Source organism: Polynucleobacter nymphae, from assembly GCF_018882155.1.
Taxonomy (GTDB): domain Bacteria; phylum Pseudomonadota; class Gammaproteobacteria; order Burkholderiales; family Burkholderiaceae; genus Polynucleobacter; species Polynucleobacter nymphae.
In genome coordinates, this window is the sequence record NZ_JACVPA010000001.1 from 477,465 (window position 1) to 500,923 (window position 23,459).

Here is a 23,459-nt window from a genome sequence, read left to right on the forward strand (position 1 = left end):
ATGATGGACAACATGGCATTGTCTTAATCGCGTTTGTTGGTAGTGTATTTTCACCCTACTATGCCTGGGCTAGAAGAGGTGGGGCTTCTGTTAACCCTGAAAATCATTGCTCACTCAATGTTGCCATTTACAGCAAAGGCAAAAATCGCTGGGCAATGACTGAGCGTGGTGAAAAACAAGTCACCCGCAGCTCTACTGAATTTGTCATTGGTCCGAGTAATCTTCGCTGGGATGGTAATAAGTTGATCGTTCAAATTGAAGAGCGTGCAGTACCCTTTGGGCAAAAAGTTTCAGGCACGGTTGAGCTCTATCCAAATGCCCTCTTTAACTTTAGTACACCCTTAGATGCAGCAGGCAAACACCGTTGGGGCCCCCTTGCTCCTTCAGCACGCGTCAAAGTGAACTTAAATTCTCCTGATTTGAAATGGGAAGGTAGTGCCTATTTAGACTCCAATGAAGGTGATGAACCTATCAGTAAATCTTTTCATGAATGGGACTGGTCAAGAGCGGAGATGAGTGGCGGCAGAACTTCAGTCATTTATGATGTGCGCGAAAAGAACGCTCAAGAAAAAATCTTAGCGCTGACCTTTAATCCGAATGGCACGATTGATCATTTTGAAGCTCCGCCAAGACAGGCTCTACCAAAAACTATCTGGGGTATTCAAGGGCATATGCGCAATCAAAGCTCAGAGGGCTTAGAAGTCATTCAAATGTTAGAAAATACGCCGTTTTATACGCGCTCTGTTTTAAATTCAGAGCTCTTAGGCGAGAAAGTCATCTCTTTTCATGAGAATTTGAATGTACCGAAGCTGACTTCAGCTGCAACCCAATTCATGCTACCTTGGAGAATGCCTCGTATTACTTGGTAGTTAGCCTATAAGTTACTGTAAGGCCCTACCGCTCTTGCGAGGATTACGACGTCGCTCTTGACGCTCCATCAGATCAACAAACCACAGCAAATGATCATGCGTGGTCCCTTCAAAACGCTTGTCGTGTGGAATCTCAATGACGGCATCTACTAAGTACTGAATCGCTTTATCAGCATCCACCTGATGCTGCCTAGAAAATACTTTAGAGATAGCAGTAAAGGCTTCTGCCAAAAGAACCACTTTTCTTTTCGAGGGTACATATGCCCGAGTAGAGATAGAGTCTAGATTCAGCTTTTCTACTTGGCGACCAATTTCGGCATAAATCAGGCGTGCCGCCTGAATGGCTGGACGGCAATCCCAGGGTAAATCCGAAATACCATTCTCCGCACGAGAATACAAAACATCAGCATGCTTTAAGAGACGTGCAATCACACTAGCAATTTGATCATTGAACTCAGGTTTTTGTAACCAGGCCTGTGGATCCAGTCCCGCCTCTCTGAGCCAATTGAGTGGTAAATAGATCCTGCCATTTGCAGCATCCTCCCCTACATCACGCGCAATGTTGGTGAGTTGCATTGCAAGACCAAGCTCGCAAGCTCTTGCTAAAGTCTCAGGCTCTCTGCGATCCATGATCACACACATCATAGCGCCCACTGTACCCGCGACGCGTGCGCAGTAATCTAGTAAGTCTTCTAAGCTATCGTAAGTTTTAAACTGGGTGTCCCACTCATAGCCCTCAATGAGTGCGAGCGGTAAGCTGATAGGTAAATCAAATTCTTTAACCACAATCGATAAAGCGCGATCAGCAGCAATATCATCTGGCGTACCTTGATAGATTCGATCAAGCCGCTCACGCAATTTTGGTATGGCATCTGGCTCTGCGTCTACTGCATCAGCCACATCATCGGTAATCCGACAGAACGCATAAAGCGCAGTTGCTGGATCTCTGACTCTTTGCGGCAAAATTCTGGAGGCAGCAAAGAAGGACTTAGATCCATCTCGCATCGTTGCGACGCACTCCTGAAGGTCTTTCATATTTTGAGTCATGCTAATGCTTTTCTCGGTTCGGCCACTACTGACATCAATGCCTTTGCAGAAGACAACACTCCAGGAATGCCTGCACCCGGATGGGTTCCAGCTCCCACCATGTATAGACCTTGGACATCTTCGCTACGGTTATGAGGTCTAAACCAAGCGCTCTGAAGTAAGAGTGGTTCAAAGCCGAAGGCAGCACCTTTAACAGACAAAAGGCGATCCTGAAAATCTTGCGGCGTCATGAGAAAGGATGTTTTAAGATGCTTTTCAAAACCAGGCAGAACACTTTCATCTAAGTACTTGGCAATCGTTTGACGATAAGGCTCAGCCTCTTTAGCCCAGTCTGTGCCGCTTGCTAAATTGGGGACTGGGGCCAACACATAAAATGCATCACCTCCAGCTGGCGCCAACGATGGGTCAGTAGCGGTTGGTCTGTGTAAATACAGACTAAAGTCATCTGCTAGTTTATGTTTCTTAAAAATATCCGTGAGCAGTTCTTTATAACGCTTGCCCAATAAGATCATATGGTGGGGAACATCTGGATATTGCTTATCTGTACCAAAGTACCAAACAAATAGACTCATCGAGTACTTGCTCTTATTAACTTTAGCGTCAGTCCACACTTTCCGATGCTCTGGAGCGATGAGCTTTTGATAAGTCCATGCTGCATCTGCATTGGAGACCACAATATCTGCAGGAATAAATTCACCATTGGCTAGCGTGACGCCTTGAGCTTTGCCATTTTCTACTTCGATACGCTTTACTTCTGAGTTCAGACGAATTTGCACTCCTCTGCCCGCTAATAAACCTGCTAAGCCTTTAATTAAAGAGCCTGTGCCACCCATTGCAGAGTGAACGCCATGGCGTCGCTCTAAAGAGTTGATAAGTGCATAGACTGCTGTAACCGAAAAAGGATTGCCGCCGATGAGGAGCGGATGAAAACTCATTACTTGGCGAATTTTGTCGTTCTTTAAGTGACGGGCAACTAATTTATAGATGCTCTCCCAAGCACGCATCTTAATCATTGAAGGAATTGCTCGAATTAAATCCCCAATCGAGTCAAATGCAGTAGAACTTAATTCTTGAAATCCAAGCTTGTAGCATTTTTCTGCTTCTGCTAAAAAGCGCTCGTAACCTGGTAAGTCTTCTGGCGCAAACTTAGCCACTTCAGCGCGCATTCTAGCTGGGTCACCTGTGTAATCAAAATGAGTACCATCGTCAAAACGGATTCGATAAAAGGGATCCATCAAACGCAGATCAACATCATCTGACATCTTCTTGCCACACAATTCCCATAACTCTTCGAGTAAGAATGGTGCAGTAATAATGGTTGGACCGGCATCAAAGGTATAGCCATTACGATGGTGGACATATGCCCTGCCACCTGGAGCATCCAGCTTTTCTAGAACAACGACCTTGTAGCCTTTGCAAGACAAACGAATGGCAGCAGCTAATCCACCAAATCCACTTCCAATCACAATGGCAGTAAATTCTTGGTCTTCCTTAAAGTCAGCTTTCTTTAACATTTCTACAAACCAACTTTTCTACAAAAAAATAGCGTCATATTGTTCCTATGACGCTATTGGTTATCACAAGCTATAGATTACTTCATTGCTACCGATTTCGTTGGTGGAGGAGGAGCATCTTTTGCCTTCAGAGCTGGCTTAGCTGGACCAGTTAAGAAAGGATAGTCTGGCAACATCGATACTCCATAAAGCGGCTTATAAGCACCTTGGTGACAAGTACCACAATTAGCTTTAGCTACATCGCCAGTTGGGCCTAAACGATGCTCTGGGAATAAGCCCTTAATCGGCTCCATGTAATTGTTGTTAATATCCTGCGCCATGCGGATTCCATACCAAGCCCTCGCTCTTTGAGGTGGACTCTCTTCCCATGAAGATAAATTGCGAGTGTTATGACAATACGTGCAATTGACCCCTAATGAGTTTGAGAAATGCATCATCAATGCATAGGTTGATTCAGTTTCATGAATACTATGTTTATTACCAGTTGGTAATGCGGTACCACCCTGCACGCGAATATTGCTCGATTTCGTGAGATAACTAGAGAAATAATCATTTGGCAAGGAAGAATAGCCTGAGGCAGCAACCGGAGTATTTTGCCCATCCTTATCGCCCAAGAGCCCATTACCTGTTTGCTGTTTCGGATCCTTAAACCAAACTTGCTGAGGGATATTGTTGCCGCGGTGACAGGTATAGCAAGTTACGCCAGTCTGAGCAACGTGATCTTGCCATTGAGTATTAACCCGCTGCGTCATCAAAATCATATTGCGTGCAACTTGCTTGGTATAGAGTGAATCATCTGCAAAGTTAGCAGCGTTATGGCAGTAAGTGCAACCCTGCTCTGGCGCAACCCAGCTTGTCATGGAAACCATGAAAGCAGTAAATTGCGCAACGCTTAAATTATTGAGAACTTTGACATTCTTATAAACAGCGCCAGCCTTAGGCCCCTCTGCTGGAGCTGGTCCATATGAGACAGGTACCGCATTTTTCTCTGCTTGTTCAGCCAATATGCGCGGGTTATAAATTAAATCCATCCCCGTGCCACGGAATCCATGCTGGACAGTTTCCATTGGGGGTCTCTCACAGCCAGACAGTATCAGAACGCTTGCCAGTAGAGCCGGCAATATCAGAAATTTTCTCAATTGCTTCATGGCTTAACTCCTGTAATAACAGGTGCAGCAGGTGCAGCAGGTGGGATGAATCCAGAAGTGGCTGGATCAGGTATTGGAACACCAAAGACATCAGGGTAAGAAGGCGCAACATTATGTTTTACTGCCCATAAATACCAGTTATCTACTACTGTGCCGGTGAGCAAAATACCAATGCCACCAACTAAAGGTGTTAACACTGCAAACCACCAAGCCCAACGGTGAATCGATTCCATCGTGGCATTAAAGCCCATGGTCCATCTCCAGAACAAAGCAGCTCTTTCTGAGGCTGTACCACGATCAACGATTTGCTCAATCTCACGTTCGCCTCCAAAGCGACTCACTGCCAAAATGGTTGCGCCATGCATCGCAAATAAGAGTGCTGATCCATAGAGGAAAGCAATCGAGAGCATGTGGAAGGGGTTATAAAATAAATTTCCATATCGAAGAGAAAAAGCCGCAGTCCAATCCAAATGGGAGAAGACTCCAAAAGGAACTGCTTCGCTCCAACTACCCATCATGATCGGACGAATAAATCCGAGCACAAGATATAGCCAGATGGCTGCCAAGAAACCCCAGGCAATATGAGTGCCCATACCCAGAGCGATGGCACGACGATACATTCTTGCCCACCACAACAAAATTGACAAGGTGAGGAAGAAGCCTGCCATCATCCACCAACCACCCTCGTTTAAGGGCATAAACAAGGACAGACCATGCTTAGGTAAAGGTGGATCTAGTGATAACCAAAATAATTGGCGCACAAATTGAATGGGGCTCCAATTGACCGAGGCCAACATATTCCAGCCCATAATCTGAATGGCGATAATGCCGAAAAATAAAGAGGCTAAACCTAAGCGGCCTAAATAAATCGGACCTAGCTGCGCATTACCAAGCCGGCCAAATAAATGGTAAAGCTTAGGCTCTCCAAAACGCTCACGCTCATCATAGGGATCAATAGAGGTTCCATGATGTGGAGGGGCAACTACTTGAACTTGGGTAAAAAGGTTTTGATATTCCATAGTTTTTATAGTCCCTTCTTATCGCCAGATCGGCAGGTTCAACCACCAGCCCCACCATTCTGGCCAACCACGAGACCAAAATGGGCCGCTAATCACAATACACACGGCGCTCCAGAAAACTGCTGCTAAAGCTAAAAACAATCCAAGGCGATGAATTCCTAAAGTACCAATTGAATAACCAATCGCATCTCTAAAGAAAGTATCTTCATGTTCAGGCGTTTTAACAAACTGCCCTTTCTGTGGATTAGTAGATGACAAGACCAAGCCGCCATGTAATACCAAAGCAAAAGTTGTTGCAAAGAATAAAGACACAGCGATCATATGTGCTGGGTTGTAATGAAAATGTAAGTACTGATAGCCCGTATTGGATACCCAATCAAGGTGACTCAAAATGCCGTACGGGAAACCATAGCCCCATGCACCCATGAGAACAGGCCTAATCACTACCAGAGTGAAATAAGCAAAGACTGCCATTAAGTAGGCAAAAGGAACATGTAAGCCCATGCCGAGTTTTCGGCAAATTTCGATTTCGCGTAAGGCCCATGAAAGGAATGCGCCTAAAGCACATACCGTAATCAGCTGCCACAGGCCACCTTTTAATAAGGGGGCAAAACCTAATCCATAACTAATATCCGGTGGCGCAATATTAATCTGCCAGGGGTTCCATGTTGGGCCCTGTGAAGCGCCCCATAAAATCAGTGCGGTGCCTAAAAAAGCAAAGAAGACAGTAGTGACACCAAAAAAACCAACATAAAACGGCCCTACCCAAAAGTCGAATAAGTCCCCACCAACTAAGGTACCGCCTCGTACTCGGTACTTTCTCTCAAAACTGAGCATGGCCATTTTTTATATTCTCCAATGAATGGATAAATAGGGTTGAGCTAAAAAGTTGTTTAGCCTAACCCTATTCACCATTTTTCTTATCAACTCAATTACTTTCCTGCTGGAACAGAGGCTGGTGTTGCAGAACCTGTTTTTGCTTCCATCGCCTTGAACTGGGCTTGGCTTAAACCATCCAACCAGTTGTAACGAACGCTGCTGAGCAAAATCAAGTGAATCATTGCTGCAAGACCAAACAGAAAAATACCTTGAACAACCATTGATCGCAAAGGATCATACAGTTTCCAAATTCTCCACATAATCTTCTCCTAATTTAAGTAAGACATAAAACCATAAACTGCCGACTTCGTACCATCGATAAGCGATTTTTCTTCAGCTCCAGGAAGCCAAGAATTCCACTTATTTGGCAAAATCTGGGTAAACAAAGAAATAACAAAGCACACTAAAAAACACAAAATAAAAATAAGATTGAAAGTAATTGAATCCTCTCTGATCATATTTTTTTCTTTGCTCATAACGTGACTATTTTTCATTTCATCCCCCTAAGATTTAGTCCGATTTCAATGGAACCAAGGACGCCAAGCCCAAACCAAAATATGGGCCACTACAGCAATTGAACTAAAACCAACTAAGCCTTGGATATACAACTGGTGAAACTCCTTGGCTTCGTCATCAGTAAGGCCGGATATTGAACCTGATCTGTGGTCGCTCATAACCAAATACCTCCTTCAAAAATAGCCTTGCGGCCGTTACCGCGCTTAACCCGCGCGACATGGGCTGTAGCGTACGGCATGCCACATTCCGTTTCCAACAAATCGGGCGACTTGTTGTACTCAATGGTTATCAAAGAGGCCATTAAGCTTCAACCTCCTCAATGATTTCTTTGCAAGAAGACTTCACTCTTGCCGCTGTAACTCTTTCTTCGCTAGCTTTTTCTGCCTCTTGCTCTACACGATCACGCATCTCTTTAGCAGCAGAAATCTGAACCAGAACTGGTCTCGTTTTAATATAGTCAGCCACCAATTTCTGCGCATCTTGATCCCAAGGCAGAGAGTTAGAGCGATAAGTGCGGGTTAACGAGGAATCCACCTTATCCATATCAGTGCCCAAAGGCAGGATATAAAAGAGTGCATCGAATAAACCGTTACAAAATTCTTGAATGATGTAGGTAGCGCCGGCATAACCCATAAATGGAGTGCCAGTATGACGTCGAATAATCGCGCCAGGGAATGATGATGGAATATAAGATGCTTTACTACCGTTCTCTGCCAAATACATTCTTTCGTTATAGCTACCAAACATCACAAGTGGAGGCTTCTCTTTTGTGAGCTTGCGCACCTCTTGATTGTTTGTTTTTTCACCAGGCTTTCTGGGAACAGCAAAGCTACAAGGTAAACCCATCTCATCGGATAAGAAATGACGGATACCTCGGGTATAGGTTTCATTCGCAACGACTGCATAACTTGCCGTACTGAAAAAATCCTGGGTAACTGAACGCCATAAGTCCCAGATCGGTTTAATGGTGGTGTGCTTCTCGCGCTCAATAAATGGCTCTGGATCTAAGCCGAGTAGTTCACCGAGCTTGCGCAAGAATTGAGTAGTGCTATGTAAGCCGAGGGGTGCTTGTAAATAAGGACGCTCTAATGCTTCGCACAACATGCGCCCAAACTCACGATACATACAGATATTCACATCTGCATTCACTAGATTCTCCACTTCTGCCAAATGAGATCCTAGCGGAAACACCATATTAATTTCAGCGCCAATCCCTTCAGCTAAGCGGCGAATCTCTGCAAGATCGCTAGGCATATTGAAGGTGCCGTAGCATGGGCCAATAATATTGACACGGGGCTTCTCACCTTCTGCTCTCGGTTTACGTTCTGGAATCTTACGAGTACCGTATTCAGTCCACAACCAATACATCGCACGGTTAGCGCACTGCCATTGATCTTCATCAATGGTTCTTGGCAAGAAGCGAGCAATATTCATTCCCTCAGGAGTAACACCCCCACCAATCATTTCTGCAATGGAACCGGTCACCACCACTGCCGGTAGATCAGGATCTAAAGTAGCATGTGCGCGCTTCATCGCACCTTCGGTACCCTCGCGCCCCAACTGCTCTTCCTCTAAACCAGTCACCACAATCGGTAACTCGTGTGGCGGCAGGGCATCGGTGTAATGCAGCACTGAAGTAACGGGTAAGTTTTCACAGCCCACTGGACCGTCAATGACTACCTGCAAACCTTTGATGGCAGTAAATACATAGACTGCACCCCAATATCCACCTGCGCGATCATGATCGATGACAAACATTACATCATCTCCTCAGCTTTACGCTTCTTCAATTTCTTCTCTAGCTTACGGCGTACTTCAGCCTTAAAGTCTGGAAAATCTTGTGGAATATTTTCCCAAACACCAGATTTATAACCAGATCCAACATCACCAAAGAATGCTTTCATCTCATCAAAGCGGGCTTGATTACCAATCGCGGCGTTAATCACTTGCGCTAATGAGCCAGCACCTGCAGGTCCCATCAATGGTCTTGCTGAAATCAGATTCGTAAAGTACAGCGATGGGATCGAAGCTTGCTTAGCCGCTTGCACTACTGGCGTCGTTCCAATTGCTAAGTCTGGCTTGAACTCTTTCATCGCTGCTAAATCTTGTTCTAAGGAAGCCCGGAATTGAACATGAACGCCTTTTGCCTCTAACCATTCACGATCTTCATTACTCCAAGGAGTACGTGGGCAGGCAGAGCCAACATAACGCACATCTGCACCACTCTCAATTAAGAGGCGCGCAACAATCAGTTCAGAACCTTCATAGCCACTCAAAGTAATCCGCCCTTTAATTGGAGCAGCAGCAAGTACACCCTTAATTGCTGGCAGGATACGATTTTGTGCAGCTGCAATTAAGTCTTGTGGCGTATTGGTTGATTTGCCAATGGCCTCCAACCAACGCGCCGTACCTTCATAGCCTACTGGAGCTGATCCTACGATGTTGCGCCCCGCTGCTTCAAACTCACGAATACAAGAGGTATAGAACGGATGTAATGCGGCAACGGTTGCGCAATCAAGTGCTTGATACATTTCACGCCACTCACGCGTTGGTACTGAAGCACCGACAGCCAAGCCCATCGGCTCAATCATCATGCCAATACCCACTGGGTCAGCTGGGAAAATTTCACCTAACAAAGTAATGGTTGGCTTGCTTGAGCGGCCAGTACGTGGCGCTTGTACCGGGCCAGACATCGCCTCATTACGCGCGTAATTGAGCATGGCACCAGCGAGTACATCTTTTGCTTCAGCATGGGTTGGCACACCAAAGCCTGGCACATCAATACCGATGATGCGCACACCGTTAATTTCTTTTGGTAATAACTGCAGTGGTACACCGCTGGCTGTTGGTACGCATAAATTAATAATCACGATAGCGTCGTATTTTTCTGGGTCAGCTTCTTGATAGACCGCATCGCGAATGTCTTCAAATAACTTACCAGTCACTAATGTCTCTGAATTGAATGGCACATAACCAACACTGCGACGTGCGCCATAAAAATGAGAGGTAAAAGTCAAACCGTATACGCAGCATGCAGAGCCCGAAAGAATCGTGGCAGTTCTGCGCATCCGCAAGCCTACCCGTAATGCTCCAAATGCAGGGCACATACTTTGCGGTTGATCATGCGGCCCCTTTGGATAGTCTTTGGCATATTGCTGCAAAGTCTCCGACTTACCCGCTGCCTTAGCAGCAGCGAGCATCTCTGCTTCACCGGAGTGACAACCCAGACCATCACCTAAAGTAGGATCGGTCTTTAACTTTTCCTCTGGGGTAATCGGAATGATGGTTTTATTCATAACAGCAGATTGCTCTCTATGTCTTTAGGCTTGATCGTAAATAACTTCGAGTGTTTTCTTGATGACTACATCTTTGCCCATCATGTCTTTAACAGTTGCTGGCTTGAGCACAATATCGCGACCAGTCACTTCTGAAGAGAACAAGCCTAATAGCTCATCTTGAGTTAATGGCTTAGGGCGCACTGGCGGAGCTTCTGAAACATTAGTAGCAAGCTCTTCGAATAGCGGAGCCCACTGCGTGCCAGGCTGACCAATAATTTCATAGCTAGCACTCTTACGGCGAATATCTTCGTTCGCAGGAATGGCAGCCAATACTGGAATGCCCGCCTTTTCAGCAAAAGCCTGTGCTTCGCCAGTGAGGTCATCTTTATTGATCACCATGCCTGCTACACCCACGTTGCCGCCTAATTTACGGAAGTACTCTACGGCTGAGCAAACGTTATTAGCAACATAGAGGGATTGCAAATCGTTACTAGCAACCACGATTACCTTTTGGCACATATCACGCGCGATTGGTAAACCAAAGCCACCGCAAACCACGTCGCCTAAGAAGTCAAGAAGTACATAATCAAAGCCCCAATCATGGAAGCCCAGTTTTTCTAAGGTTTCAAAGCCATGAATAATTCCGCGGCCACCGCAACCTCTTCCCACTTCTGGGCCACCTAACTCCATCGCAAATACGCCATCACGAATAAAGCAAACATCACCAATCGAGACTGACTCACCAGCCAATTTTTTCTTCGATGAAGTTTCAATAATGGTTGGGCAAGCTTTGCCTCCAAACAAGAGTGAAGTGGTATCGCTCTTAGGATCGCAACCGATCAACAACACTTTCTTACCTTGTTGAGCCATCATGTAAGACAGGTTGGCGAGCGTAAAGCTCTTGCCAATACCACCTTTGCCATAAATCGCAATGATTTGGGTTTCTTTGGTCACTGGACCTGTGGAAACTGGATCAGGTTCGATAGCAGCTTCTTTTTTGAGGTCCATAAACTGAATTGTTGCTGTTGCTGGGATGCTTGATGAACTCATTGCAGATTTCTCCAATCTAGAACCATTTTTAAACAATCAATATTGTTAAAAGCCGTGTGATAGGCCTCATTTGCATCATTAGGTGAAGAGCGATGTGTAATCAAGCCATCTAAACTTAACTTACCCGACTCCACCAAATCTTTAATTGCCACTAAATCTCCAGGCGCCCACTGTGCTGCGATACGAATGCGTGCTTCCCGCATAAATGCTTGCGGAAATGAAAAAGAAATCGTGTCATAAAAACCAGCCAATACAATTTCGCCGCCAGGAGCAAGGCAGCTGATCAATGTATCTACTAATCTGGCGTCGCCACTCACGTCCACTATTGTTTTATATTTTTTGAGCAGATCATCTTTAGGATCAATGACGTCATAACCTACAGCGCCTTCTCGGCGACCTGCATTGGTCTCCCAAACTACAGGGCGCTTACCTTTGGCAACGGCGATACGTGCAATCAAGCGACCCAATACGCCATGTCCAATAATTAAATCGGGTTGTTCCTGTCCGGGACCAGACGTGACGTGATATCCAGTTGCAGCTAAAGCAAAGAGAATTGCTTCTTCACCCAAATGATCTTGAATCGCAATCACGCGATTACTGTCCACAATCACTCGTGAGGCTGCGCCACCAAACAAACCTTTAATTTCACCGTAGCATTTCGCTCCGGGAACAAATACTCTTTGACCTACTTTGAGTGTGGAGTCTGCGCCTACCTTCACTACTCTGCCTACAGATTCGTAACCGGGAACTAGCGGATAGCCCATTCCAGGAAAGTTAGGCATTTTGCCTGTCCACAATAATTTTTCTGTGCCAGTGCTAATGCCACTCCACTCCATATCAACCAAGATATCAATCGGGGTCATCGGTGTTAATTCAAGATCGGTAAGAGCGACACTTTCTGGCTTTTCCAGAACAATTGCCCTTGTTTGATACTTATCGGTCATGTCTCACTAAGCAGTCTATTTTGATATTCAATGTGTAAAAAAATGTTTACACATTAGTTTTTAAACCTTAATTGCCCACTTGTCATCTAGGGGTTTTCTCTACTAAATTGGGCGTTTTTATAGGTCTGTAGGGCATATTTTTGAAATGCGCTTTATGTACTAAGACCGCTAGGTTTATTGCACCGCAATATTTGAGCATTCAGTGGCATATAAGAATTTAATAATTCGATTCCAGTAAAACCAGCATCGCCTAATAAGCCTCGAATTTCAGCTTCAGTTCGCGGCCTTCCCCTGCCCATTGCCAGTAAATAAAAACCAAAATAGGCATGGCCCATCGCCTCAAAACCTTTGGTCTCAGCCATCGGTTCTGCAAGCAATAAAGTGCCACCTGGTTTGAGGGCATCAAACACATTGGCAAGCAATTGTTTTACGCGGGCATCATCATGATCAAAAATCACCCGCACCAGCGTAGCTAAATCACACCCCTTGGGCAAAGGATCCTGGAAGAAGTTTCCGCCAATTGCTTGAGCGCGCTTTGAGAGCCCAATTTCCTGAAAGTGGGCATTGGACAGCTCCGCTACCCCAGGAATATCAAATAATTTGAACGCTAAGTGTGGGTAGCGCGCAGCCAACCTTTTAATAAAGACTCCCTGACCACCGCCAATATCAAGCACTGTTTGATGCTTGTCCATGGGATAGGCATCCAGAATCTCGTCTGTAACTAAGGATTGGGTGTGCGCCATCAATTTGGAGTAAGCGGCCACCTTTTCAGCGGATAAGTTTTCTGGCGCGGCACCCTGCTCTGGGGTGATATAGGGCCAGTACTCATTCAGAGCCGCAGAACTTCTATCGCCCTGCAACAAAGCAATTGGATCGGAGAGATCACGATAAAAATCAGCATGGTGCTTGACCATATCCAAAATGGCGACATTTCCCACTAGGGGGGCGCTCTTCATGCTTAAGGCATAACGGTCTTCACTCCGCTTAGCGAGTAACTTGATCGCTACTGCAGCATCTAATAAACGCCTTAGACCGGCTGGCTTTAATGGAATTTGTTTTTGCAGCTCATCAAAGCTCAGAGCCCCTTTAGACAAAATATCAAAGAGATTAACTTGGGTGCAGGCAAGCAGGACCTGGGTATACACAAACCCTGCCATCAAATCAAAGATCTCGGATGCTTGCTTTTTAACTATCCAACGGGTGAGTGGAAAACGGGTAGCCCAGCGCTGAAAGCCGGGTGAGGCAATGAGACGATTTCGCCAATCGAAGAAGCTTTCCATGAATGGCAATTCAGAACTTAGACAACAGCGGTATGAAAATTAAGAATGGCTGGTTTGACGAAACAAAATTTTTCTTTTCGCATCCTTAAACCAATCTGAAGGTACTAAACGCTCAGACTCCTGAGTGACTAGAGCACGCAACATCTTCTCGCCTTTGCAATGGGGTATCGAAGCAATCGCCTTTTGTACCAACTCATCAAAGCGTTGCACGGCTCCACTCAAACCCAAATCCTTTGCAGAGCTGGGTCGATCATGGGCTACATCCTGACCAGCAGGCTTGCCTAATTCAGTTTGATCAGCGACAACATCACGAATGTCATCTGCGACTTGATAGGCCTCACCAAGCCATTCACCCAGGGGTCTCCAAGTTGCTGCATCAGCACCTGCAGCTTGAGCTCCAGCAGCAGTAGCCGCCTCAAATAATGAACCCGTTTTCGCGCGTTGATAATCTCGTAATACGACTTTGGGCTCGCACTCCCAGGCCTGACCAGCCACAATGCCATTAGGCGAGCCAACGCTCATCGCAATGATATTCATGAGAGGGCCCAAACGGAAGATGGAACGTGTACCCGAGTTCGCTAGGACCTGGAAAGCTAAAACAATCAAGGCGTCACCTGCGAGCACTGCAATGCGCTCACCATAAGCAGCATGTACTGATGGTCTGCCACGCCTAAGCTGGGCATTATCAAAGCAAGGTAAGTCATCATGTACTAATGAAGCGCAGTGCAACAGCTCAATTGCGCTTGCTGCCGCGTTCGATAGTGCAGGATCATCATCACCGCAAGCTGCAGCTACAGCTAAACATAATTGAGGACGAATCCTGGCGCCACCAGGAAACACTGAGTAGTGCATCGCTTCTTGTAAGAGCTGTGGCCCTTGTTTTGAGTGAGCCAAAATCATGGCTTTTTCAAGGCTTTGATTGATTCGGTCTAAGGTGCTCATAGTCATTTTTGTATTGAAGTGTTGTGTTTAAGGAATAGGTCTAGTTTCTGAAATAGATTAAGCTGCTAAAGAGTTGTTGTCGTAGATACCTTCTAAGCGATCCTCTAGCTCATCATTAGCTTCTTGCATTGCTTTGAGCATTTCTGGTTCAGGCTGCCAATAATTTCTCTGCGAAGCTTCGGTGAGGCGATTGGCTAAACGGGCAGCAGCAGTCGGATTAAGCTTAGCTAAGCGCTCACGCATTTCTGGGTTGAGCATGAAGGTCTCGGTCAGTTGCTTATAGACCCAAGGCTGAACTTGGCCGGTGGTAGCAGACCATCCCATCGTATTGGTAATGTGCACCTCAATTTGGCGCACACCTTCATAACCACTCTCTAACATGCCTTCATACCATTTTGGATTGAGCATGCGAGTACGAGTTTCTAAAGAGACTTGTTCCGAGAGCGTTCTGACTGCGCCCTCACCTTTGGTTTGATCACCAATAAAGACTGGCACATCTACTCCGCCTTTGGCGCGCTTCACAGCCCTGGTGATTCCGCCCAAGGTATCGAAATAGTTATCAATGGTCGTAACGCCCAACTCCATCGAGTCCAGATTTTGATAAGTCATTTGCACATCAGATAAAACGCTCTTCAACAGAGCATTATTCTGAATCGGTATGCCGGCACGGCCAAAAGCAAAACCTTTTCTGCGTGTGTAGGTTTCTGCTAGCTCATCTTCCTCTTCCCACACGCTGTTCTCGACCATATTGCTCACGTTAGAGCCGTAGGCGCCGTCAGCGTTTCCATACACACGCAATGCGGCAGTCTCTAAATCACAGCCGTGCTCTTTTTGATAAGCCAAGGCATGCTTACGAATAAAGTTTTGCTCAAGTGGCTCATCTTCTGCAGAGGCGGCCATAAATGCTGCTTCAGCCAACAACTTAATTTGCAGTGGCAAGAGATCACGGAAGATGCCAGATAAAGTAATCACAACATCTACTCGCGGACGCCCTAATTCACTTAAAGGAATGAGTTGCGCACCAGCCAAGCGACCATAACTATCAAAGCGAGGTTTGGCACCCATCAATGCGAGCGCCTGACCAATTTGACCGCCTTCCGATTTCAAGTTATCACTGCCCCATAAAACCATCGCAATGGATTCTGGAAGTGAGTCGCTATCTTCTTGGTATTTATCGAGAATGCGCTGAGCTTGCTTAGCGCCATCTTTGACAGCGAATACGCTGGGGATTCTGAATGGATCAAAACCATGCAAGTTACGACCTGTTGGTAGCACTTCAGGGTTGCGCATCACATCACCACCTGCTGCCGGGCGAATAAAGCGTCCATCGAGCGCATCTAACATGCCAGCCACTTCAGTCTCTGCAGACATCAGCTCGTTGGACTTGACCATCTTGCCAAATAGCTCTTCTAATATCTCGCGGGTGCCAAGCTCTAGTAACTCTGGATGGGCATCAATGACCTTGCCAAAATCCTCACCATTCATGAGCGCCTCTACTACGGCATCTTCTACCGGATGATCTAAAGCAACATCAGCCATGGCTTTTAATAAACCAAAGCGCTCAGCAAGAGGAGGAGCCGCGCCAACCACATGCAAGCCATGTGGTATTAAGGTGTACTCTAGTTCAAGCAACTCATTAAAGAGATTGCTCACGATATTTTGCAAACCATTCAGATCCGTCTTATCCCATACCGGCTCTGCTTTGCACAAATCAATCTCTGCTGCTTGTGCCTGAATCAGATCTCCTAAATCAATCCGCTCCTGATCTGCATCTTTATCCAAGGATCTAAAGCGCTCAATCGAGGCTTTTAAATCGGCAAGGCCGGCATATAAACCGGCTTGCGTTACTGGAGGAGTTAAATAGCTAATCAGAGTTGCGCCAGAGCGGCGTTTTGCAATCGCGCCCTCTGAAGGATTATTCGATGCATACAAATAAATATTAGGCAGATCATTAATTAAGCGATCAGGCCAACATGCTCCACTCATCCCCGTTTGTTTGCCTGGCATGAACTCCAGAGCGCCATGGGTGCCAAAGTGAATCACTGCTGTAGCAGCAAAGTCTTCACGCAAGTAACGGTAGTAAGCCGAGAAAGCATGGGTTGGTGCAAAGCCACGCTCAAACAGCAAGCGCATGGGGTCACCTTCATAACCAAAGGAAGGTTGAACTGAAATCAGAATATTGCCAAACTGCTTTCCAAGAACAAAGATGGAGCTGCCGTTAGAGAGTTGTTTACCTGGAGCTGGGCCCCACTGCGCTTCAATCTCTTTTAACCAGCGCTCACGACGCACATGGTCATCTACCGGAATCAAGGTATGCACGTTAGCATCGGCGCCATATTGCTGAGCATTGCCTTTGAGAATTGAATCACGCAACTCATCAACCGATTCTGGAACATCGACGGTATAGCCACGCTCTTTCATACCAAGTAACAAGTTCTGTACCGACTGAAATACGCTTAAGTAAGCTGCACTACCAATATTGCCGGCATTTGGTGGGAAGTTAAACAATACGATGCCCACTTTACGCTCTGCGCGCTCTGAGCGACGCAGGTCAACCAATTTACCAACGCGTGCAGCCAACATACCAACGCGCTCGGTACAAGTGAACATGTCTTGTGGGTTATGGTCATCTGTAAATGCGCATTGCTTATGGCAACCAGTACAGGTGGTACCCGATGCGCCAGGACGTCCACCGTAAACCATTGGAATAGTAGAGCCGTCTAACTCAGGTATCGCTACCATGATGGTGCTCTCTACTGGGAGTAAACCGCGCTCGGAACTACCCCACTGCTCTAGATTCTGAAACTCCACTGGGTGAGCAGCGATATAAGGAATATCTAACTTAGCCAATACTTCTTCAGCAGCGTGCGCATCGTTATAAGCAGGGCCGCCTACTAAAGAGAAGCCTGTTAAAGAAATCATGGCATCGATGGTTGGCTTGCCATCTTGAGTGAAGTAATCATCAATTGCGGGACGAGCATCTAGGCCAGCAGAAAATGCAGGAACTACTTGTAGGCCTTGCGCCTCTAATGCCGCAATGACCGGATCATAGTGACCACTGTTACCAGAGACCAAGTAAGAGCGCAGCACTAAGAGCCCCACTCGGCCACGGGCCTTGGCATCTGGCACTACTTTTGGTAAATCACTTAAATTGCTACTCAAGCGATTTTTCATGCGGGGGTGATACACACCAGAGTCTGGATACTCGACTGGATCGAGCGCCTTGGCAGTTTTACGCAAAGCCTCACGCGAGCCAGAGGCATAGCGATTAATCAGGTTGGCCATCATGTTGTACATGTTCTCTTGAGAACCGCCCAACCAATACTGCAAGGATAAGAAATACGCCCTGAGATCCTGAGCAGTACCTGGCACAAAGCGCAACATCTGCGGAATCACGCGCAGCATCTTCATTTGCTTAGCACCTGCGGTCGAGCTCTTGCTCTTACCGTCTTTATCTTTGGCGCTCGGACGTAATTTTTTCAGCATGGCCATCAAACCACTAGCCGGCTTACTCATATCTAACTTACCAATTTTGGTGAGCTTGGTAACGTCTCCTGCAGACATAGCGCAAACCATGGCGTCACAATGATCTCGCCTTGCTTTTAGATCATCCAAGATTGGTAAATAGTGATCTTCGAGGAATAACATCGTGGCAATCACAATGTCAGCGCTAGCAATATCCTCTTTGCACTGCTTTAAATGGGTGGGATTGCCAGAAAACTCGCTAGCCGAATGAATGCTCAGTGTTGCCCCTGGAATTGTCTTCTTCAGATCCTGATAAGCGCGGTTTGCTGCACTATTCAGGTGGGTATCCATCGTAACGAGTACAAGCTTGATCGGCTCATGCAAGTTAGAAGATTTTGTTTTGGTCAACATTGAATAATTTTTATTAAAAAGGCTAAATTTATATAAATTTACTTTTCACTCTTTTTTGTCTTTTTGTCTCGAATTGATTCTTAAAGAATCCTACAATACTGTCAATTAAAATTGACATCTATTTCACTAGAAAGCTATTATTTAAGGGTAAATCCCAATAAAAAATGAATGCCAGTATATTTAGATCGTCATCTTCTAATAGAGCGTTTTGTTGCTCTGCAATAAGTTAGTTTCAGTACAAAAATTTCAAGGAATCTTAATGGCGCGTAATTACCCTTTCTCAGCAATCGTTGGGCAGGAGGATATGAAGTTAGCAATCTTGATTGCAGCTCTCGATTCCAGTGTGGGTGGAGTTTTGGTGATGGGAGATCGCGGGACTGGAAAATCTACTGCCGTTCGTGCACTTGCAGCATTGCTCCCCGAGATGAATACAGTGCAAGAGTGTGTCTACGCTTGCGATCCAAATGCCCCAGCAGGAACCTGCCCTATTTGCGATGAACTACGTACAAAACTCAAAATTGGTGGAAAACTCAAAACAGTCAAAAAACCAGTACCCGTGGTTGACTTGCCCTTAGGCGCTACTGAAGACCGCGTGATTGGCGCATTGGATATTGAAAAAGCGCTGAGCTCTGGGGAAAAAGCTTACGAGCCTGGTTTACTTGCTAAAGCCCATCGTGGCTTTTTGTATATCGATGAGGTTAATCTTTTAGAAGATCACTTGGTAGACTTATTGATTGACGTTGCTGCTTCCGGGGCAAACGTGGTTGAAAGAGAAGGCTTGAGTATTCGTCACCCTGCTAAATTTGTCTTAGTAGGTAGCGGTAACCCTGAAGAGGGCGAGCTGCGCCCTCAACTACTCGATCGCTTTGGTCTTGCTGTGGAAGTGAAGACACCGCAAGAACCTAAAGCCCGTGTAGAAATTATTAAGCGCCGTGATGAGTTTGAGCGCAATCAAGCCAAGTTCATGCAGACCTGGGAAAAAGAAGACGACATCATTCGAGCACAGATCCAAGCTGGCAAAAAGAAATTGCCTAATGTCAAAGTGGATGACGCCATGCTCGAAAAGGTCACTCAGCTTTGTAGTCACTTAGGCACCGATGGTTTACGTGGTGAGCTCACCCTTCTCAGAGCAATGCGTGCTTATGCTGCCTTGTGCGGAAAAAATCATGTGACGATTGAGCATCTAAAAAAGATTGCAGTGCCTGCGCTTCAGCATCGACTCAGACGCAATCCTTTGGATGACTCGAGTTCTGGCGTCAGAGTCAAAAGAGCCTTAGAAGAATTGTTTCCTGAAAAAACGAAGTAAGTAGCTTAATAAGTGCATTTAATAAATAAGCTCAATCAATAAACACTGTCTTTTGGAAAATCCAGAACAAACGCAAGAGATCAGTAAGAGCGCCAAACTAGAAACTTGGTTGCGTGCACTCCAGGTCGCTCAGCTCTTGGTCATTAACCCCCATGGTTTAGGCGGCGTCATCCTGCGAGCACGCTCTGGCCCTGTGCGAGATCGCTGGTTGGCTTATCTCAATACCGTCGCTCAATTAGGCGGTATGCGCCTACCCCTACGCAAGATGCCCCTTGGAATCTCCGATGAAAACCTGATTGGGGGAATCGATCTGGATCAAACACTGCGCACTGGGAAGGCTGTTCTCAGACAAGGCTTACTAGCTCAATGCGATCAGCAGCTATTACTCATGCCAATGGCAGAGAGAGTGGAAGTAGGTGCTGTAGCAAAAGTCGTGAGCGCTTTAGATAATGGGTTTATCTCGATTGAGCGTGATGGTCAAAGCCGCAGAATTGAAAGTCACTTTGGTGTTGTGGCTTTAGATGAGGGCATCGAAGATGATGAGCATCCTAATGAAAAGATTCGGCAAAGAGCAGCCTTTCTATTAAATCTCGATATCCTGGGCTGGAGAGATTTACCAGAAACTGATGATGACTTAGTGCCAGATGCCCAGTTACTTCAAGATGCGCGTGAGAACTTCTCAAACGTCACTGTCAGTGAAGATAGTCTAAATGCCTTAGTAGATGTTGCCGAGCAGTTAGGCGTGATATCAATACGCGCTCTGACTCTAGCAATCAATACTGCAAAATGTTTGGCTGCTTTTGACAGAGAAGATGAAGTCAGTAGCATGCACTTGCAACGGGCGATTGCTTTGGTTCTATCCCCACGTGCTACACGTATGCCACAAAGTGCTCCTCCAGAAGAGGAAGAGCTTCCACCGGAATCTGATGATGAGCCTAAGAATGAACAAGATCCTATAGATCAAGAGCCTCCGCCTCCTCCAGATCCCACTGAAGATCAGAAACAGGAAGATGATAAAGAAGAACAAGAGCAAGAGGATCAAGAACCCGAAAGCAATACAGAAACTCCGCAAGCGCTTGAAGATGAAATTCTAGAAGCAGCTCAAGCAGCAATCCCTGCAGATCTCTTGGCGCGCTTGGCAGATTTAGCGGATCTGAAATCACCTAAAGGTATGGGCGGTAAAACGGGTGCTGTCAAAGTTGGTCGTATGCGTGGTCGTCCCTTGGGTAATATGCCAGGCATGCCTGAAGGCGGTAAGACGCTAAGCATCATTGATACCTTACGCGCTGCGGTTCCTTGGCAAAGGGTTCGTCGCGCAGAAATGCTTGCGGCTGGTAAAACCATTCCTCTTGGAAAAATCATGATCCGCAAAGAAGATTTTCGGATCAAGCGCTATCAAGAGCGTACTCAAACATTAACAATGTTTATCGTTGATGCTTCTGGCTCTTCTGCTATGCATCGCTTGGCAGAAGCCAAGGGTGCTGTAGAGCTGCTACTAGCCGAATGCTATATCCGACGAGATCAAGTAGCAGTAATGTCATTTAGAGGTAGTACTGCCGAACTCATCTTGGCCCCTACCCGCTCTTTAGTAAAAGCCAAACGGGCTTTGAGTGGACTACCCGGTGGCGGTGGCACTCCTTTAGCGCGCGCCATTGATGAATCTTTTGAAGTAGCAAGCACTTCAATGAGAAAAGGATTAACCCCTGCTTTGGTTTTCTTAACTGATGGCCGAGCTAATATTGCTAAAGATGGTTCTCCTGGCAGACCAAAAGCCATGGAAGATGCGCAGCAGTCAGCCAGATCCGCTTCTTTTTACTCATTTAAGTCATTATGGATTGATACTTCACCGCAAGCTAGGGATGAAGGCAAAGCCATGGCAGCCTTACTGGGGTCAATGTACTTGCCTTTGCCAAACGCAGGAGCCAATGAAGTTTCTCAAGCCATCATGCAAGGACTGAAAAAGGCTTAGTTACTCTACTGCGCTAGTCCTGCAAGAACTAGCTGCGCCACCTTGGCAGGTTCTAGCTCATGCATGATATGACCACCCTCCCACTTGAGAACTTCTGCAGCAGGGAAATTTTCTTGAATAATCTTCTCCAAAGGTTTAGCTGGAATCCACGCATCCTGATTACCCAATACACAAATCAATTTACCGCGATACAAATTGGCTTCTGATAACACTTTGTGGATATCTGCTGCTGCCATGAAGTTCATAGAACCACGCACGTGATCTGGACGCTCAAAGAGTGTGCGGTAATAAACTCTGCGAGCTTCGGGCAAAATGGTATTGGTGGAGTCTAGTAGCTTATCTACCATTCCCAGGCTCGGTGATAGTGAAGCAAGCAAGCTAGAAAGGGTTGAAGATCTAGTAATCGGGCCTAAGAGCGGTCCAAAGAAACTGGTATAGACCGGTGGTGGCGGAATAAAGGATGGGTTCAATGCAATCACTAGCTTAGGTTGTTTTGCTGCCGCTACTGCAAAACGAATCGCTAAGGGCGCGCCAGCAGAATGTCCCACTACGATCGATGGGGCTTCGATTCCCAATTGATCAATCAGCAGTTGTAATGAACGCGCTATTTCATCGAGCTTAAGATCTTCTAGATTTGCCCCTAAGGTAAAAGCATGGCCTGGTAAATCCGGTACTAGCACTTGCGCATGGCCTGCTAATAAAGGAATCAGATCAGACCAAGAGTGAGTTGAGCTACCCGTGCCATGTAGGAGCAACACCACTGGGCCTTTACCGGTGAGTTGTACATGCCAATCGATATTGCCTACAGAGACAATGCTGCTGTGTTCTCGATTAGGCCAATCTAGTGGGATTCGTTTCATTGCTTATAAAAACTCTTTAAGTACTGCAAGACCAATGGAAGGCTGCTCTTCTTGCGGTAAGTGGCCAATATTGGGTAAGGATACTCTTTTAGCATTGGGCATCACCTTCAAATAATCATTGGAATTACTAATCGGAATGAAAGCATCTTTTTCACCCCAGATTAATAAGGTAGGAACTTGGATGCTAGATAAGGATGGCACTGGGTCTTGCAGAACTGTTTGCTGCATGCGGCCCAAGATGGCGCCTCGCACTCCAGGGGCTAACATCAGATCGTAGTAACGATTGACCAAAGCATCATTTAAGGTATTTGGGTCAGCGTAAGCAGGCTCTAAGTTCATCGCTAGAAATGTTTTAGAAAAGAAATAGCGATAGAGCTCAGCAATGGCTGGAACTTCTGTTTTTTTACCGTACTCTATTCCGGGGCTCGCATATCCATCTGGAGATATCAGTACCAACTTACTCACCTGATTAGGATATCGGGCTGTAAATTGCCAAGCAAGCTTGCCACCCATAGAATTACCTACCAATACCACCTTGGGAATCTTGAGCTCTTTGAGAAAAGCTTCTAATACTTCTACGCTTCTCTGGTCGGTATAAATACCGCTCGGGTCTTCTCCGGTTAAACCAAATCCTGGTAGGTCAACAGAAATCACACGGTAGTCTTCACTTAAAGCTTGTGCCCAGCTATCCCATGTTTGCAAGCTCGCGCCAAAGCCATGTAAAAACAGAATGGGGATTGGATTTTTAGAGGGGCCACTATCTTGGAAATGGAGATTGACACCCAATGCGGTGACATAGGCGTTTTTAGATGAGCCGTAGGTTTTCTCTAACTCTGCTTTAGACTTATCCGGCGTCCATAAATAGAGCACAGCCAGAAATATCAAGCTTGTGAATACAAGAGCAATGATCTTGAGTGCTTTGAGGAACATCGAGTGCTAGCCTTAAAATGACAACAATGCAT

At 46.1% G+C, this 23,459-nt stretch carries 20 protein-coding genes; 3 read left to right on the top strand and 17 right to left on the bottom strand.

Annotated elements, in window-relative coordinates; translation table 11 throughout:
* Positions 1 to 26 precede the first annotated feature (26 nt).
* Positions 27 to 869 (top strand): carotenoid 1,2-hydratase family protein, encoded by an 843-nt coding sequence (locus tag ICN29_RS02480; protein ID WP_500797029.1) that lies wholly within the window; start codon positions 27 to 29, stop codon positions 867 to 869.
* 12 nt (positions 870 to 881) lie between these two features.
* Here the strand turns inward: ICN29_RS02480 and ICN29_RS02485 are convergent, their stop codons facing one another.
* The 15 genes from ICN29_RS02485 to ICN29_RS02555 all read right to left on the bottom strand — a co-directional run bounded on the left by ICN29_RS02485 (position 882) and on the right by ICN29_RS02555 (position 18,362).
* Positions 882 to 1,916 carry a phytoene/squalene synthase family protein gene (locus ICN29_RS02485; protein ID WP_216129386.1) on the bottom strand — a complete coding sequence of 345 codons (1,035 nt, stop codon included), beginning with the start codon at positions 1,914 to 1,916 and terminating at the stop codon, positions 882 to 884.
* Complete coding sequence (locus tag ICN29_RS02490) at positions 1,913 to 3,430, bottom strand: phytoene desaturase (protein ID WP_216129388.1); 1,518 nt, start codon at positions 3,428 to 3,430, stop codon at positions 1,913 to 1,915. Before ICN29_RS02490 ends, ICN29_RS02485 begins: the two co-directional genes overlap by 4 nt.
* Positions 3,431 to 3,507: 77 nt before the next feature.
* Positions 3,508 to 4,578 carry a photosynthetic reaction center cytochrome PufC gene (gene pufC / locus ICN29_RS02495; RefSeq protein WP_216129390.1) on the bottom strand — a complete coding sequence of 357 codons (1,071 nt, stop codon included), beginning with the start codon at positions 4,576 to 4,578 and terminating at the stop codon, positions 3,508 to 3,510.
* Complete coding sequence (gene pufM / locus ICN29_RS02500) at positions 4,575 to 5,597, bottom strand: photosynthetic reaction center subunit M (protein WP_216129392.1); 1,023 nt, start codon at positions 5,595 to 5,597, stop codon at positions 4,575 to 4,577. The genes pufC and pufM overlap by 4 nt, the downstream gene beginning before the upstream one ends.
* An 18-nt stretch (positions 5,598 to 5,615) precedes the next feature.
* Positions 5,616 to 6,434, bottom strand: a complete 819-nt coding sequence (pufL, locus tag ICN29_RS02505; protein ID WP_255538033.1) for a photosynthetic reaction center subunit L — start codon at positions 6,432 to 6,434, stop codon at positions 5,616 to 5,618.
* Between the two features lie 95 nt (positions 6,435 to 6,529).
* A complete protein-coding gene (gene pufA, locus ICN29_RS02510; RefSeq protein ID WP_216129396.1) occupies positions 6,530 to 6,736 on the bottom strand; it encodes a light-harvesting antenna LH1, alpha subunit in 207 nt (68 codons plus the stop codon).
* A 9-nt stretch (positions 6,737 to 6,745) separates the two neighbouring features.
* Positions 6,746 to 6,970: a hypothetical protein gene (locus tag ICN29_RS02515; protein ID WP_255538034.1), complete on the bottom strand. Its 225-nt coding sequence runs from the start codon at positions 6,968 to 6,970 to the stop codon at positions 6,746 to 6,748.
* A 27-nt stretch (positions 6,971 to 6,997) separates the two neighbouring features.
* Positions 6,998 to 7,150, bottom strand: a complete 153-nt coding sequence (gene pufB / locus ICN29_RS02520) for a light-harvesting antenna LH1, beta subunit (RefSeq protein WP_216129397.1) — start codon at positions 7,148 to 7,150, stop codon at positions 6,998 to 7,000.
* Between the two features lie 142 nt (positions 7,151 to 7,292).
* Entirely contained in the window at positions 7,293 to 8,750 is a 1,458-nt protein-coding gene (gene bchZ, locus ICN29_RS02525) for a chlorophyllide a reductase subunit Z (protein WP_216129399.1), read from the bottom strand.
* On the bottom strand, positions 8,750 to 10,288 hold the full coding sequence (gene bchY, locus ICN29_RS02530) for a chlorophyllide a reductase subunit Y (protein ID WP_255538035.1): 1,539 nt from the start codon (positions 10,286 to 10,288) through the stop codon (positions 8,750 to 8,752). Before bchY ends, bchZ begins: the two co-directional genes overlap by 1 nt.
* Positions 10,289 to 10,312: 24 nt before the next feature.
* On the bottom strand, positions 10,313 to 11,320 hold the full coding sequence (locus ICN29_RS02535) for a chlorophyllide a reductase iron protein subunit X (protein WP_216129401.1): 1,008 nt from the start codon (positions 11,318 to 11,320) through the stop codon (positions 10,313 to 10,315).
* A complete protein-coding gene (gene bchC / locus ICN29_RS02540) occupies positions 11,317 to 12,264 on the bottom strand; it encodes a chlorophyll synthesis pathway protein BchC (protein WP_216129403.1) in 948 nt (315 codons plus the stop codon). The genes ICN29_RS02535 and bchC overlap by 4 nt, the downstream gene beginning before the upstream one ends.
* A 152-nt stretch (positions 12,265 to 12,416) precedes the next feature.
* A complete protein-coding gene (locus ICN29_RS02545; protein ID WP_216129405.1) occupies positions 12,417 to 13,544 on the bottom strand; it encodes a methyltransferase in 1,128 nt (375 codons plus the stop codon).
* Between the two features lie 39 nt (positions 13,545 to 13,583).
* Positions 13,584 to 14,486 carry a polyprenyl synthetase family protein gene (locus tag ICN29_RS02550; protein ID WP_255538036.1) on the bottom strand — a complete coding sequence of 301 codons (903 nt, stop codon included), beginning with the start codon at positions 14,484 to 14,486 and terminating at the stop codon, positions 13,584 to 13,586.
* A gap of 57 nt (positions 14,487 to 14,543) precedes the next feature.
* Positions 14,544 to 18,362 carry a magnesium chelatase subunit H gene (locus ICN29_RS02555; protein ID WP_216129409.1) on the bottom strand — a complete coding sequence of 1,273 codons (3,819 nt, stop codon included), beginning with the start codon at positions 18,360 to 18,362 and terminating at the stop codon, positions 14,544 to 14,546.
* A 259-nt stretch (positions 18,363 to 18,621) separates the two neighbouring features.
* On the opposite strand from ICN29_RS02555, the gene bchI reads away from it, so the two are divergent.
* Complete coding sequence (gene bchI / locus ICN29_RS02560) at positions 18,622 to 19,668, top strand: magnesium chelatase ATPase subunit I (RefSeq protein ID WP_216129411.1); 1,047 nt, start codon at positions 18,622 to 18,624, stop codon at positions 19,666 to 19,668.
* Between the two features lie 52 nt (positions 19,669 to 19,720).
* Positions 19,721 to 21,637 carry a magnesium chelatase subunit D gene (locus ICN29_RS02565; RefSeq protein WP_216129413.1) on the top strand — a complete coding sequence of 639 codons (1,917 nt, stop codon included), beginning with the start codon at positions 19,721 to 19,723 and terminating at the stop codon, positions 21,635 to 21,637.
* Positions 21,638 to 21,642: 5 nt separating this feature from the next.
* On the opposite strand, the gene bchO is transcribed toward ICN29_RS02565, so the two are convergent.
* On the bottom strand, positions 21,643 to 22,497 hold the full coding sequence (gene bchO, locus ICN29_RS02570; protein WP_216129415.1) for an alpha/beta fold hydrolase BchO: 855 nt from the start codon (positions 22,495 to 22,497) through the stop codon (positions 21,643 to 21,645).
* A 3-nt stretch (positions 22,498 to 22,500) separates the two neighbouring features.
* Positions 22,501 to 23,427 (bottom strand): alpha/beta fold hydrolase, encoded by a 927-nt coding sequence (locus tag ICN29_RS02575; RefSeq protein WP_216129417.1) that lies wholly within the window; start codon positions 23,425 to 23,427, stop codon positions 22,501 to 22,503.
* Between the last annotated feature and the right edge of the window lie 32 nt (positions 23,428 to 23,459).

Bases quoted from the DNA above. Each gene is read 5' to 3' on its own strand.
- pufL (WP_255538033.1), bottom strand. From the start codon at position 6,434: ATGCTCAGTTTTGAGAGAAAGTACCGAGTACGAGGCGGTACCTTAGTT.
- bchC (WP_216129403.1), bottom strand. From the start codon at position 12,264: ATGACCGATAAGTATCAAACAAGGGCAATTGTTCTGGAAAAGCCAGAA.
- ICN29_RS02550 (WP_255538036.1), bottom strand. From the start codon at position 14,486: ATGAGCACCTTAGACCGAATCAATCAAAGCCTTGAAAAAGCCATGATT.
- pufA (WP_216129396.1), bottom strand. From the start codon at position 6,736: ATGTGGAGAATTTGGAAACTGTATGATCCTTTGCGATCAATGGTTGTT.
- ICN29_RS02515 (WP_255538034.1), bottom strand. From the start codon at position 6,970: ATGAAAAATAGTCACGTTATGAGCAAAGAAAAAAATATGATCAGAGAG.
- ICN29_RS02575 (WP_216129417.1), bottom strand. From the start codon at position 23,427: ATGTTCCTCAAAGCACTCAAGATCATTGCTCTTGTATTCACAAGCTTG.
- ICN29_RS02490 (WP_216129388.1), bottom strand. From the start codon at position 3,430: ATGTTAAAGAAAGCTGACTTTAAGGAAGACCAAGAATTTACTGCCATT.
- ICN29_RS02545 (WP_216129405.1), bottom strand. From the start codon at position 13,544: ATGGAAAGCTTCTTCGATTGGCGAAATCGTCTCATTGCCTCACCCGGC.
- ICN29_RS02535 (WP_216129401.1), bottom strand. From the start codon at position 11,320: ATGAGTTCATCAAGCATCCCAGCAACAGCAACAATTCAGTTTATGGAC.
- ICN29_RS02485 (WP_216129386.1), bottom strand. From the start codon at position 1,916: ATGACTCAAAATATGAAAGACCTTCAGGAGTGCGTCGCAACGATGCGA.
- bchO (WP_216129415.1), bottom strand. From the start codon at position 22,497: ATGAAACGAATCCCACTAGATTGGCCTAATCGAGAACACAGCAGCATT.
- pufB (WP_216129397.1), bottom strand. From the start codon at position 7,150: ATGAGCGACCACAGATCAGGTTCAATATCCGGCCTTACTGATGACGAA.
- pufM (WP_216129392.1), bottom strand. From the start codon at position 5,597: ATGGAATATCAAAACCTTTTTACCCAAGTTCAAGTAGTTGCCCCTCCA.
- bchI (WP_216129411.1), top strand. From the start codon at position 18,622: ATGGCGCGTAATTACCCTTTCTCAGCAATCGTTGGGCAGGAGGATATG.
- bchY (WP_255538035.1), bottom strand. From the start codon at position 10,288: ATGAATAAAACCATCATTCCGATTACCCCAGAGGAAAAGTTAAAGACC.
- pufC (WP_216129390.1), bottom strand. From the start codon at position 4,578: ATGAAGCAATTGAGAAAATTTCTGATATTGCCGGCTCTACTGGCAAGC.
- bchZ (WP_216129399.1), bottom strand. From the start codon at position 8,750: ATGTTTGTCATCGATCATGATCGCGCAGGTGGATATTGGGGTGCAGTC.
- ICN29_RS02555 (WP_216129409.1), bottom strand. From the start codon at position 18,362: ATGTTGACCAAAACAAAATCTTCTAACTTGCATGAGCCGATCAAGCTT.